This is a genomic window from Paenibacillus rubinfantis (assembly GCF_001486505.1).
In the GTDB taxonomy this organism is placed as follows: Bacteria; Bacillota; Bacilli; order Paenibacillales; family Paenibacillaceae; genus Fontibacillus; species Fontibacillus rubinfantis.
Map to the genome: position 1 here is coordinate 18765 of NZ_LN909064.1, position 13034 is coordinate 31798.

Here is a 13034-nt window from a genome sequence, read left to right on the forward strand (position 1 = left end):
GACCGTAGGTGTGGCGCTGGACGGCAAACCTGAATCCATGTACGATAAAAGAGTAGGCATGTCCAAGTCATAAATAAGGATTCGGGAGGATGTTATGGAAGCCAAAATGCGCATGTTTTCCGGTTCGTCCAATCCGAAGCTGGTGTCGGATATCTGCGGCCGGCTGGGGATTGAACCCGGAAAGGTCAAGTTGTCGCGCTTCAAAAGCGGAGAAATATATGTGCATTATGAGGAAAGTATCCGTAATTTCGACGTGTTTCTGGTCCAGTCGCTGTCCCATCCGATCAATGAGCTGTTCGTCGAGCTGCTGGTGATGATCGATGCGGCGAAGCGGGCCTCTGCTAGAACGATCAACGTCATCATGCCTTATTACGGTTACGCTCGGCAGGAGCGCAAATCCGCGCCGCGGGAGCCGATTTCGGCCAAGCTGCTTGCGGACGTGCTGACGACGGCGGGGGCCAATCGGGTCGTCACGATCGACTTGCACGCGCCGGCGATCCAAGGCTTCTTCAATATTCCGGTCGATCATTTGACCGCGCTGGACTTGATGACCGATTATCTGAAGGCTCAGCAGATCCCGAACCCTGTGATCGTCTCGCCGGATGCGGGACGCGCTTCGATGGCGGAGAAGCTGGCCAATGGGTTGGACTCGCCGTTTGCGATTATGATCAAGAAGCGCCCTACGCACAACGAGTCGGTGATCACGCATGTGATTGGCGATGTTGCCGGACATACGCCGATCATTATTGAGGATTTGATCGATACCGGGTCCACGATCGTCAACGTGGTGGAGGGTCTGAAGGAACGGGGAGCGACGGATGCTTACGTGTGCGCGACGCACGGACTCTTTTCCGAAAATGCCCTGGACAAGCTGAAGCACCCAAACATCCGGCAAGTGGTGGTTACTGATTCAATCGCGCAGCCGGAGTTGCATTCTTCGCATGTGCAGGTGCTCTCGGTCGCGCCGATGCTGGCCCGGGCCACGCAGTTTATCCTGGAGGGCGGATCCATCGCCGCTTTGTTTAAGGATCGTGGAATTTAATAGATAATTCTAAGCCGCCGTACGGGCGGCTTTTTTGTGTGCGCGTTTTTCCCCTGAGCCGGCTGGTGATTCAGCGTTTCTTTGCGGCTTTTGCTTCAGCGATCCGACGGTTTTCCTCCAACCGAAAAAGAACGATTCGGCGAATCAGCTCCAGCGGCAGCGGCTGATCCAAGGGGAACTGTACGGACCCTTTGCCGCCTTTATAAGCGGACAGCTCCTCGGTAAATTCCTCCGTACCGCTGGGGGTGGGGTAAAAGCCGATGTGCTTCTTAAAAGCCGCAAAATGCACCAGGATTTTGCCATCCGACTCAAACGTAGGCATTTGATAGCTGATTTTTTCAATTGCGGTCGGTGCGGTCTCTTGGATCAGCTTGCGGATCTGCTGCAGTCGATCCTGAATCTCCGGCGGGAATTGAATGATATATTCGTCGATTGTGGGAAATGGGGGTTGCTTGGCTTCCATAGATTTGATGGCTCCCTTCTTCTTGTCACTGCGATCCGAGCGGCAATTAACTTATTATCGGTTCTTTTTATTTCGGAAGATGGACCAGATGACATAAACCAACAGGGCAAGGAATAATGCGGAGACGACGATGTTTTCCCAGACAAATTCTACATACACGATGGAAATAACTCCTTTCTCTGTAAATATCTTATTTATTCGGTTGGGAGCGGCGGTTTTCCTTCCGGCGTTGGCATATCCGTTATTTTCCGTCAGGATTCCCCGTGGGAGGACAGCTTCTCCTATGTTATACTGGGGAATGGAGAGTTTACCTGAGAGTGCGGGAAGTAGACTGAGAAGAATGAATTCTAAGGAGGTGCCTTGCTTGAAGGAAAAGAAGCGACCGGCCAAAACCAAACGGGCGAAAGTGCTGCCCATCTCGATGGATGCGGGGTTTTTCTTCGAGAGAGCTGTCTCTTCGTTGGACCGTTATCGCTATGACAAGGCATTGAAATATTTTCGCAAAGCCGTGGAATATGAGCCGAGCAACCCGGTGAACCATTGCAATATGGCCGGGATTTTATCGGAAATGGGAGATTACGAGGCTTCTAACGAAGTATTGAACACCGTGCTGACGGAGATTGATCCGGCCATGACGGAATGTTATTTCTATATGGCGAACAACTATGCCAACATGGATCAGTTCGAAGCGGCGGAAGAAGCGCTCATCCGTTACTTGGAAGAGGATGAACATGGGCAGTTCCTGAGCGAGGCCGAAGAGATGATCGACCTGCTGCAATACGAACTGGACCGGCCAACCAAATTGAAGAGCATCAAATCCCGGCATGGCGTCTACGAGCATGATCAGGCTCGCGCTTTGCTGGAAGAGGGGAAGTTCGCTCAAGCGGTCAAAATGCTGGAGGAACTGGTGCGAAACCGCCCCGACTTTCTGGCGGCTCGCAACAACTTGGCTCTAGGTTATTACTACCTGGGCTTGTTCCGCAAAGCACAGGATACGGTGGGTGAGGTGCTGGAGCAGGATCCCGGCAATTTGCACGGCTTGTGCAATCTGGCGATTTTTTATCAGCATGAAGGGAACCTTGAGGCGCTGGAGGAGCTGGCTGGACGATTGGAAATTATCGTGCCCTTCCACCAGGAGCACGTATTTAAGCTGGCGACGACAATGGGGATTCTGGGCCGTCATGAAGCGGCCTTTGGCCATTTTAAACGGCTGCTGCGCAGCGAGGAGACGCTTTTGGACGCCAGTCTGTACCACTATGCGGCGGTAGCGGCGTACCATACCGGGCGGTCGGCTGAAGCGGAGCAGCTGTGGAAGCTGGGCAAAAGGATGGATCCCGGCTCAAGTGTAGCCGACTATTACTTGAACTGTCTTGCCCAGGAGCGTGCGCATCCCGAGGCAGGGCCGTTCCCGGTGAATTATCAATACCTGCTCCCGTTTGAGGAGCAAATGAAGCGCTGGGAGATCACGGAGGACGGCATCCCGGCCGATTTGAAAGAGAATCCGCTGATTCGCTCTTCGTTCTTCTGGGCGCTGCGCCACGGTGATACCAAGACGAAGCTGCAGGTGATCCAGGCGCTTGGCCTAATCGCCGACCAGGAGGTTGAGGAAGCGCTGCAAGCCTTCCTGCTCGAGCCGGAGGAGGATGCCTACCTGAAGGAAATGGCATTGTTCGTGCTCCGGAATCTCGGCGTGAACCAGCCGCTGCCGGTTCGATCGGGAGCGACGACCACTCTGATCGATCCCAGACGTGTGACGACGGAGCTGCCGGTTTGGCGGAGCGAATGGCAAGCGGTCGTCGATTTGGCGATGGACCAAATGAAGCGAAGCTTTGACCTCCAACAGCAGCATGATATGGAGACGTTATGGGCGGATTTTCTCACCCGATTATATCCGGATACGCCGGCAGTCTCGCATTTGGAGGGCTGGGCTGCGGCGCTTGAGTATTTGACGGCCAAAATGCACGGTCACTCCGTCACCTACGAGCAAGTAGCGCAGAAATACAATATTTCGGCGTCCACCGCGCGTCGTTATGTTCAACGGGTGGATGAGGTGTGTGGCGTGAAGGAGAAGATCGCGGCGATTTTTCCATCAGTCCAATAGTTTGCGGGTAAAGCGGGTCCAACTTGGGGAAAATTTGATGGAGTATTCTATTTACATAGGAATCGAGGGTCGAGCCATTTCCTAGGAACCAAGGAGGTACGAACGTATGCATAAAGTGTTGGTAATCGGAACGGGGCCGGCTGGTCTTACGGCGGCGATTTATTTGGCGCGGGCGAACCTGAGCCCGGTTGTGATCGAAGGGCTGGAGCCCGGTGGTCAATTGACTACGACTACGGAAGTGGAGAACTTCCCGGGCTTTCCGGAGGGCATTATGGGGCCCGAGCTGATGGACAATATGCGCAAGCAGGCGGAACGCTTCGGCGCGGAATTTAGGAACGGCTGGGTCGAGCAGGTCGATTTCTCGAAGCGGCCGTTCCAGGTGACGCTCGAGGGCGGCAATGTCCTGGAGTCCGAAACGGTCATCTTGTCGACGGGGGCGTCGGCTAGGTATCTGGGTATTCCTGGCGAGCAGGAGAATGTGGGCCGAGGAGTCAGCACCTGTGCGACTTGTGACGGGTTCTTTTTCCGCGGCAAGAAACTTCTTGTCGTCGGAGGCGGCGACTCCGCGATGGAGGAAGCAAACTTTCTGACGCGATTTGCCACGGAGGTGACGATCGTGCATCGTCGGGAGGAGCTGCGGGCCTCCAAAATCATGCAGGATCGCGCCAAGGCCAACGAGAAAATTCGCTGGGCGTTGAACCGGACTCCGTTGGAAGTGGTGACGGACGAGGGCGGCGGCCAAGTGAAGGGGTTGAAGGTGCGGAACAATGCCGGTGCCCAGGAGGAGCTGCTGGAGGCCGACGGGGTGTTCGTGGCGATTGGCCATACGCCCAACACGAAGTTCCTTGGCGGCGCGGTGGAGACCGACGACCACGGTTATATCGTGGTGAAGCCGGGAACCACGGAGACGAACGTGCCGGGCGTTTTCGCCTGCGGCGACGTGCAGGATACGCGTTATCGCCAGGCGATCACGGCGGCTGGATCCGGCTGCATGGCGGCGATGGACTGCGAAAAGTTCCTGGAAGGCAGCATGGTGCACGATTGGAGCGGCCCGACCGGGAGTTGAAGTAGAGGTAGGAAACACGGGGACAACGGAACAAACTATATGAAAAACCGAATACAATGCGCCAAATCCGAGGATTCCGGCAAAATGTATTCGAAAAATCATATAGAATGGGGCCAGGTAGGGCCGAAGTCGAGAAATGTATATGAAAAATCGAATACAATGCGCCAAATCCGAGGATTTCGGCTAAATGTATTCGAAAAATCATATAGAATGGGGCCAGGTAGGGCCGAAGTCGAGAAATGTATATGAAAAATCGAATACAATACGCCAAATCCGAGGATTCTGGCTAAATGTATTCGAAAAATCATATAGAATGGGGCCAGGTAGGGCCGAAATCGAGAAATGTATATGAAAAATCGAATACAATACGCCAAATCCGAGGATTCCGGCAAAATGTATTCGAAAAATCATATAGAATGGGGCCAGATGCGGCCGAAGTCGAGAAATGTATATGAAAAATCGAATACAATGCGCCCAATCCGAGGATTTCGGCTAAATGTATTCGAAAAATCATCTAGAATGGGGCCGGATGCGGCCGGAATCGAGAAATGTATATGAAAAATCGAATACAATACGCCAAATCCGAGGATTCCGGCAAAATGTATTCGAAAAATCATATAGAATTGGGCCAGGTAGGGCCGAAATCAAAAGGACGCCGAGATCGGCGTCCTTTTGCGCGTCTACCGTGTGCGCCTAGATCCAGCCGTTCTCCTCGGCGAGGCGGACCGCTTCGATCCGGCTTTTGACCTCTAGCTTGTTCAAAACTTCCGAAATATAGTTGCGAACGGTGCCGTAGGACAAGTGTAGGGAGGCGGCGATCTCCCCGGCGGTTCGGCCTTCGGCCGCCAGCCGAAGGATTTCCTGCTCGCGAGCGGTCAAGGGATTGTCCCGGCGGAGGCTGCCGAATACCAGCTCTGGCGAAGCCTCGCGGTGGCCAGCCATCACCCGGCGAATCGCTTCCGCCAAGCGGTCGCTGGACTCGTCTTTGAGCAGGTAACCTTGGACGCCGGTTTTCACCGCTCGCTCGAAATAGCCCGGCCGGGCAAACGTCGTCAGGATGATGACACGGCAGGGCGATCCCTGCGCCTGCAGCTTCTCGGCGACCTCAAGCCCGCTCATCAGCGGCATCTCGATGTCCATCAAGCAGACATCGGGGTGCAGGGCTTCGATGAGCGCCAGCGCCTCGGCGCCGTCCCCGGCCTGGCCGACGACCTCGAGGTCGTCCTCCAGGTCCAGCAGGGAAGCGAGGGCTCCCCGCAACATCCGTTGATCTTCCGCAATCACGATGCGAATCATGCGGTTTCACCTTCTTTGTTGGCTTCTTTCACGATAAGCGGGATGGCGATCCGCAGGCGGGTGCCTTGGCTGGAGCCGGAGCCGGAGTCGGAACCATGGCCAGGGGGCGATTCCGCAGTGGGATCGGCCAAGTGCCCCGGCCCGACGCTTAACGCTCCATCGATAAGCGACAAGCGCTCGGCCATGCCTTTCAGGCCGTTGCCCGCGGCGCTGTCGCCCCCGGCTCTTATACACCTCTAGATCTGTCTAAGCGACAGGGGATGGGAGATCGGAAGAGCGCTCCCGCACCTGCCGCAGCGCCGCCCGCGAGGTGCGCTGGATCTCCCGCGCCTCGGCCTGGGCCCGCTCAGTGTCCTTAGCCGCGAGCTTCTCGACGAGCTGGCTTTTGAGCGTGATCAAGGACAACGTATGCCCCAACGTATCATGTAAATCGCGGGCGATCCGCATTCGCTCCTCGCGTTTGATCAGCTCCTTGATCTGCTCATTAGCCCGGTCGAGCTCCTGCTCTAGGTGCTGCCGTCTCGCCATCGAGCGGATCCCGTACGGCATCACCAGCATGATCACCAGAAAGGGGACCAAGAACGGCAGATCGCTGGGCACCAATTCCCGGTAACCGCTGAGGAGCGACAGCACCTCCACCGCGGCAAAACACGATATCGCCACATTAAATTTCTTGTGATCGGTATACCAACCGATAAAGTTCGAGGTGAAGAAGCCCATATAGAAGTTGTACGGACCGTAAAACACGCAAAGCGCCAGAATCAGGGCCATTTGCAGCGCAAGCCACAAGTTAAAGGTTTTGCCGGTCGTCCAATACATCTGGCGGTACGTCACCGCAAAGAGTACAATCATCGCATAACCAATGAGCAGCTTAACCCCTTGCTCTCCGCGAATGTTGACGGCAGGAAGAGCCAGATAGATCGGCCAGATGTAAGGGAACCAGCCGTATTTTCTCGGAAATAATTCGAACCTGCCGAACCTCATGCTTCATTACACCGCTTCCTGTTTTTTTCGGATATAAGTGGATAGTACCATAAACAGAAAGAGGTAGCCCAGCAAAATCAAGACGTTCCGCCAACTCGGAACCTTCCCCTGAACGATCGCCCAGGCCCCGCCCCCAAACTGGTAGGAAGGCAGCCACTTGCCGATGGCCTGCATCACCTTGGGCAGCGATTCGATCGGCATCCACATGCCCCCCGTTACCGCCAAAGCCAGGTATAGTGCGTTGCTGACGCCGCTCGCCGTATCCACGCGCTTCATCAGCCCGACCAACGTCCCAAGTGCGAGAAAAGGAAGCGAAGCTGCTACAATCCATAAGCCGCTGTAGATCCAGAGGTGCCAAGGCAGCGATACTCCATTAATCAGATAACCAGCGATAAAAATAAACACGACGGAAAACAGGTGCATCATGGTCTGGCCGAACATTTTGCCGAAGAAGTACACCGAGCCGGGCAACGGCGTGATTCGCATGAAGGTCGACCAACCCTGGGTGCGTTCTTGAACCAGCCGGATGCCCAGGGTCATGATCGCCGAACCCATCACGCTAAATGTTGTCATCGACATCAAGTAATGCGCCTGCCATGCTCCCACATTGTCGGCGCCGGTATCGACCACGCGCGTGAAGATAAAGTAGAACATAACCGGCATCAACAGCGACCAGAATACATAATAGGGATTGCGGAACACCCGTAGCAGCTCCGCTTTGCATTGCATCGTAATCGTACGCATCGTTACACCGCCTCCTCTTCATGGTTTGCCGTAAGCTGCTCAAAGGCTTCATCCAGCCGTCCCTGCTCGATCCGTATGTCGTGCACGGGCAGACCGGCGGTAAATAAAGCGGCCAGCGCGGCGTCCGTATCCTCTGTTGTGACATGGATGCGGCCGTCTTTGCTATAGCATTCCGAGACCGGGGAGAGCGCCAACAGCCGGCTGCGAAGCTCGGGGCCATCGCCTTCGACGAGGAAGGAAACCGAGCGTTTGATGATCCGCGATTTGATCGCTTCCGGCGTGCCGTCCGCGACCAGGTTACCCCGGTTAAACAGCAGGATCCGGTCGGCGATGTCGTCGGCCTCCTGCAGGTAATGCGTTGTGAAGACGATCGTCTTCCCTTGCCCGGCCAGTTGGCGGACGCTGTCCCAGAAGCGCCGCCGAGCGGTGATGTCGAGCCCAACCGTCGGCTCGTCGAAGAAGACCAGCTCGGGGTTGCCCGCCAAAGCAAGGGCAAAGCTTAGGCTGCGCTTTTGTCCCCCGGACAGCTTCTCGGCATACCGGTTCAAATCGGCGGCTCCGAGGCCGGTCAGGCGAACCAGCTCCGCCAGCTCCATCGGGTTCGGATAATAGCTGCGAACGAGCTCCAGGATCTCGCGCACTTTAAGCCGGTCCATCACGCTGACCTCCTGCAGCATGGCGCCGGTTTTTTCACGGACCGTCCGGTCTTTGGGATCTCTGCCGAATAGCTTAACCGTTCCCGCGGTAGGCTCCAGCAAGCCAAGCAGCATCGAGACCGCCGTTGTCTTCCCGGCACCGTTGGGGCCGAGAATCGCGGTGATAGTGCCTTTGGAAATGTCGAAGGACAGGTGATCGACGGCTTTTTTATCTTTAAATATTTTGCTCACGCCGCTCATTTCAATTAGGGGTTCCATGGAATTTCGCCTCCAATTTTTGGTTCCTCATCTATTAACTCTAGAATAAAGGAACACGGGGTCTCCCGTTAGTAAGGACTGTCATGACTTACAGATGACAATTGTCACCCAAACTTTGGATTGGAAGAGGTTGGGTACCAAGACCCAAAAATAGTTGAACTTTTCCCAATAAGCGCTTACTTATGGAGTGGGGCAAGATGTATTAAAATATGAATGCGGTTACAAAATACCGAGAAATACACAAAAAGGGGAGGCAAAGCATGAAACGCATGAAACGTATGAAACACCTGTTGATCGGGATCTCTGCATTGCTGGTGATGACTACAGCCCTCACGGCTTGCGGAGGCAACTCCAAGAATGAGTCGTCCTCGAACACGACACCAACGGAAACGAATTCTTCCGCAGGTACAGGTTCTAAAGGTGAAAAGGTTACCATCAATCTGTGGAGCTTTACGGACGAAATTCCGAATATGACGACAAAATATTTGGAAACGCATCCGGACGCGAACGTTGAGTTCAAAACTACGGTTATCGCAACAACGGATGGCGCTTACCAACCTGCGCTTGACCAAGCTCTCGCAGGCGGCGGCAAAGACGCTCCGGACATTTATGCAGCTGAAGCCGCGTTTGTCCTGAAGTATACACAAGGTGATGCTTCCGGGTATGCAGCGAACTACGCTGACCTGGGCTTGACTGACCAAATGGTTAAGGATGCAGGCATCGCTCAGTATTCCGTAGATATCGGTAGCAAAGACGGCGAGTTGAAAGGCCTTGGCTACCAAGCAACTGGCGGCGCTTTCATCTACCGTCGTTCGCTGGCGAAAGACGTTTTCGGAACGGATGATCCAGCAACGATCAAAACCGAAATTGGTCCTGGTTGGGATAAATTCTTCTCGGCAGCTGAGAAGCTGAAAGCTAAAGGCTACGGCATCGTATCTGGTGACGGCGACATGTGGCATGCGATCGAGAACAGCTCCGACAAGGGCTGGATCGTCGACGGCAAACTGCATATCGATCCGAAACGCGAAGAGTTCCTGGATCTTTCCAAGAAGTTGAAGGACAACGGTTTCCACAACGATACAACGGACTGGACGGAAGCTTGGTATGCTGATATGTCCGGCTCCGGCGCTCAACCGATCTTCGGGTTCTTTGGACCAGCTTGGTTGATCAACTACGTTATGAATGGGCAAGTTAAAGATACGAACGGGGACTGGGCCGTAACTGAACCACCAACAGGCTTCTTCTGGGGCGGCACTTGGTTGTTGGCTAACAAAGACGTAACGAAAGACGAAGCGAAGAAGAAAGCAGTTGCTGACTTCATTAACTGGATTACCCTGGATACTTCGGAAACTGGCCTTCAATATTTCTGGGCTAACGGTACGATGAAAGAGGGCGAAGCAGGAACGAAGGATAGCGTAGCTTCCTCCGTGGTTATGTCGAAGTCGAATGGTGAAGTTCCATTACTCGGCGGTCAAAACATGTTTGACGTATTCGTTCCGGCGAACGCGAACGCTTCCGGTAAGAACTTGACGCAATACGACGAAACCATCAACAAACTGTGGCGCGATCAAGTTCGTGAATACACGGCAGGCAACAAATCCCGTGACGACGCGATCAAAACCTTCAAACAACAAGTGAAAGACCAACTTGGCATCGACAGCGAATAAGAATACGCAGGAGATGCGAAGGGGCGGGGAGTAACCCGCCCCTTTATATCCATGAAAGAGGTGAGAGCATGCGCCGCAAAGGTGTCAACTATTCCAGATACGGCTACATTTTTACATTGCCATTTGTATTGGCATTTTTGGTTTTTTCACTGTATCCCATTTTGTACACGGCTGTTATCGGATTTACGAACATGCAGGGGATCATCCCTAAACCATTAGAAATTTTGGATAACCCTTTTCAGAACTTTAGAGATCTCATTTTTGAGAATGCCTCGTTTAAAAAATCATTGATTAACACAGGTCTGCTCTGGGTTATCAACTTTATCCCGCAGATCGCACTTGCGCTTCTTCTCACCGCATGGTTCACGAACAAACGCCTGAACGTTAAAGGACAAGGCGCGTTCAAGATCCTGCTCTATATGCCGAATATTATCACTGCAAGTACGATTGCAGTGCTTTTTAGCTCTTTATTTGCTTACCCGATGGGGCCAATCAACAGTTTGTTCCATTTGTTAGGGTGGTCGGACGCACCGATCAATTTCCTTCAGGATAAGACGACGGCGCGGGGGATTGTTTCCTTTATTCAATTCTGGATGTGGTACGGGAACACCATGATCGTTCTGGTGGCAGGCGTTATGGGCATTAACCCGGCGCTCTTCGAGTCTGCATCCATTGACGGTGCGAACGGTTGGCAAACCTTCTTTAAAATCACGTTGCCAAGTCTTCGTACGATCTTGCTGTATACATTAATCACGTCGATGATCGGCGGTTTGACGATGTTCGATATTCCGCAATTGTTCCTGCAAGGCGGACCGGACGACTCCACGCTGACTACAACGATGTTTATTTATGGGCAAGCGTTTAAAGGAAGCTATTTGTACAACCGCGCTGCAGCGGCAAGTATGCTTCTGTTCATCGTCGCAGCACTTCTGTCCGCCGTATTGTTCTACCTGATGCGGGACCGTGATGCAGCGAAATTGAAAAAGGTCCTTAAAGAACAAAGAAAAGCTGAACGTGCGGCAGCTAGAGGGGAGGTCTAAGCCATGGAAAAAATTAAAGAAGGCAGTGCCGTAGCCCTTAGAATTAATCGGACGATTGTTTATGTCGTATGTATTCTGTTGGCGATTCTGAGTATCTTGCCGTTCTGGATCATGTTTGTCAACGCTACACGTTCCACGGCGGAAATCCAAAGCGGTCTCTCGCTTATTCCTTCGAGTCACATGATGAGCAACTTGAGGGTGTTGTTAGACAAGAGCTTTGATCCTATCCAAGGCTTCTTAAACTCGTTTATTATTTCAGCATCGGCGACGGCTTTAGCGGTTTATTTCTCATCCCTGACCGCTTACGGGCTTGTGGCTTATAATTGGAAGCTGCGTCAATCGTTCTTTACCTTTATCATGTGCGTCATGCTGATTCCGGCTCAAGCGAGCTCGATCGGCTTCTATCAGTTCATGTATAAATTGCATTGGACGAATAACTTATTACCATTGATTTTGCCGGCGATTGCGGCACCCGCGATCGTGTTCTTCATGCGTCAATACCTGCTGGCAACCCTCTCGTTGGAGATCGTAGAGGCTGCGCGGGTGGATGGTTCCGGGGAATTCAGAACCTTTAACCGAATCATCCTGCCGCTGATGATGCCGGCGATTGCAACGCAAGCGATTTTTGCCTTTGTGGCCAACTGGAACAACCTGTTTATGCCGCTCATTTTGTTGACGGATAAGAGTAAATATACGATGCCGATTATGGTCAGCTTGCTGCGCGGCGATATTTACAAGACGGAGTTTGGTTCCATCTACATGGGGCTTGCGCTGACGGCGTTGCCGTTGTTTATCGTGTACTTCTTGTTGTCCCGGTATATCATTGCCGGTGTTGCATTGGGTGGCGTTAAAGAATAAACCAGCACCCGTAGCCAGTCAGTTCGTAATAACCTCCCCTATTAAATAAAAGCCTGTAGATTGGCTAGGATGAGTGGAAGGCTCATCCGGCTAATCTACAGGCTTTTTGTCGTTGCGTTACACAGCCTTGCGTCGGAAGTACAACATGCCGGCTACCAGGAACACCAGGAAGCTGCCCAGAACTGTAATCAACAGGCTTTCGTAGGGGAGATTGAAGGCGCCGTACTCGGCTTGACCGCGCGGCATCATGGCCAGAAGCGGCTGGGCCCACGGGTAGAAGGGGCCAACCTTATCGGAATTGATGATCAGCAGGTTCGGGATCGTCAGCGAGACATTCACCGCCAGCGGGGCGGCAAAGCTGGACCACACCAGCGATACACCCAACTGCAAGGCGACCAGCGGTAAGCAGGCAACCAGTCCGCCGATCAGGCTGGTGGCGATCATTCCCCAAGGGAATGGCCCGGTGATGCCCTGGACTAGCGCTACGGTCAGCAGCGCGGCCAAGAACAGCAGTTGAGAGATGGCCAGCAGCCCAAGGGTGACGGTAAACTTGGCCAGGTACACCGCGCTGCGTGAGACAGGCAGTACCAACAGCTGCTTCCAGCCGCCGCCGGTGTGCTCGTAACGGCACAGGAACGACGGGAACAGGCCGGACATGATCGGCAGGAACAGGAGCGCGTGCAGCATCGACATGCCGCTGATCAGCAGCGGCCAGGCTCTTGCATCTAAGCTGTCCGGCAGATCAAGCAGGACGCCGATTAAGGCGGACAACGCTGGACTGGCCAAGAGGACGAGCCACACGCGGGATCGTGCCATCTTGAGGCGTTCGGCGGCCAGGACGTTCAGGAAGGTTCTCATC

13 protein-coding genes are annotated in these 13034 nt (G+C 53.7%); 6 read left to right on the forward strand and 7 right to left on the reverse strand.

Features of this window, described 5'->3' with window-relative positions:
* The first annotated feature begins 94 nt into the window (after window positions 1-94).
* A complete protein-coding gene (locus BN3277_RS08535; protein WP_059041861.1) occupies window positions 95-1042 on the forward strand; it encodes a ribose-phosphate diphosphokinase in 948 nt (315 codons plus the stop codon).
* Window positions 1043-1112: 70 nt separating this feature from the next.
* Here the strand turns inward: BN3277_RS08535 and BN3277_RS08540 are convergent, their stop codons facing one another.
* Window positions 1113-1505, reverse strand: a complete 393-nt coding sequence (locus BN3277_RS08540; RefSeq protein ID WP_059041862.1) for an iron chaperone — start codon at window positions 1503-1505, stop codon at window positions 1113-1115.
* A gap of 364 nt (window positions 1506-1869) precedes the next feature.
* Here BN3277_RS08540 and BN3277_RS08545 point away from each other — a divergent pair, with 364 nt between their 5' ends.
* Both BN3277_RS08545 and trxB read left to right on the forward strand, forming a co-directional pair.
* The gene (locus BN3277_RS08545; protein WP_059041863.1) at window positions 1870-3606 is read left to right on the forward strand and encodes a tetratricopeptide repeat protein; all 1737 of its coding nucleotides are present in this window, start codon (window positions 1870-1872) and stop codon (window positions 3604-3606) included.
* Between the two features lie 106 nt (window positions 3607-3712).
* Window positions 3713-4672, forward strand: a complete 960-nt coding sequence (gene trxB, locus BN3277_RS08550) for a thioredoxin-disulfide reductase (RefSeq protein ID WP_059041864.1) — start codon at window positions 3713-3715, stop codon at window positions 4670-4672.
* A 693-nt stretch (window positions 4673-5365) separates the two neighbouring features.
* On the opposite strand, the gene BN3277_RS08555 is transcribed toward trxB, so the two are convergent.
* From BN3277_RS08555 to BN3277_RS08575, 5 genes are all read right to left on the reverse strand, one after another.
* Entirely contained in the window at window positions 5366-5968 is a 603-nt protein-coding gene (locus BN3277_RS08555; protein ID WP_059041865.1) for a response regulator transcription factor, read from the reverse strand.
* The gene (locus BN3277_RS25985) at window positions 5965-6153 is read right to left on the reverse strand and encodes a hypothetical protein (RefSeq protein WP_059041866.1); all 189 of its coding nucleotides are present in this window, start codon (window positions 6151-6153) and stop codon (window positions 5965-5967) included. Before BN3277_RS25985 ends, BN3277_RS08555 begins: the two co-directional genes overlap by 4 nt.
* A gap of 61 nt (window positions 6154-6214) precedes the next feature.
* On the reverse strand, window positions 6215-6952 hold the full coding sequence (locus BN3277_RS08565) for a sensor histidine kinase (RefSeq protein ID WP_059041867.1): 738 nt from the start codon (window positions 6950-6952) through the stop codon (window positions 6215-6217).
* A 6-nt stretch (window positions 6953-6958) separates the two neighbouring features.
* Entirely contained in the window at window positions 6959-7696 is a 738-nt protein-coding gene (locus BN3277_RS08570) for an ABC transporter permease (RefSeq protein WP_059041868.1), read from the reverse strand.
* A 2-nt stretch (window positions 7697-7698) separates the two neighbouring features.
* Window positions 7699-8610 (reverse strand): ABC transporter ATP-binding protein, encoded by a 912-nt coding sequence (locus BN3277_RS08575; protein ID WP_059041869.1) that lies wholly within the window; start codon window positions 8608-8610, stop codon window positions 7699-7701.
* A 260-nt stretch (window positions 8611-8870) separates the two neighbouring features.
* On the opposite strand from BN3277_RS08575, the gene BN3277_RS08580 reads away from it, so the two are divergent.
* The 3 genes from BN3277_RS08580 (at window position 8871) to BN3277_RS08590 (ending at window position 12175) form a co-directional block, all read left to right on the forward strand.
* Window positions 8871-10277 (forward strand): ABC transporter substrate-binding protein, encoded by a 1407-nt coding sequence (locus tag BN3277_RS08580; RefSeq protein ID WP_232436367.1) that lies wholly within the window; start codon window positions 8871-8873, stop codon window positions 10275-10277.
* 68 nt (window positions 10278-10345) lie between these two features.
* The gene (locus BN3277_RS08585) at window positions 10346-11317 is read left to right on the forward strand and encodes a carbohydrate ABC transporter permease (protein ID WP_059041870.1); all 972 of its coding nucleotides are present in this window, start codon (window positions 10346-10348) and stop codon (window positions 11315-11317) included.
* Between the two features lie 3 nt (window positions 11318-11320).
* Window positions 11321-12175 carry a carbohydrate ABC transporter permease gene (locus tag BN3277_RS08590; protein ID WP_059041871.1) on the forward strand — a complete coding sequence of 285 codons (855 nt, stop codon included), beginning with the start codon at window positions 11321-11323 and terminating at the stop codon, window positions 12173-12175.
* A gap of 117 nt (window positions 12176-12292) precedes the next feature.
* On the opposite strand, the gene BN3277_RS08595 is transcribed toward BN3277_RS08590, so the two are convergent.
* Window positions 12293-13033: an ABC transporter permease gene (locus BN3277_RS08595; RefSeq protein ID WP_059041872.1), complete on the reverse strand. Its 741-nt coding sequence runs from the start codon at window positions 13031-13033 to the stop codon at window positions 12293-12295.
* Window position 13034: the final 1 nt, after the last annotated feature.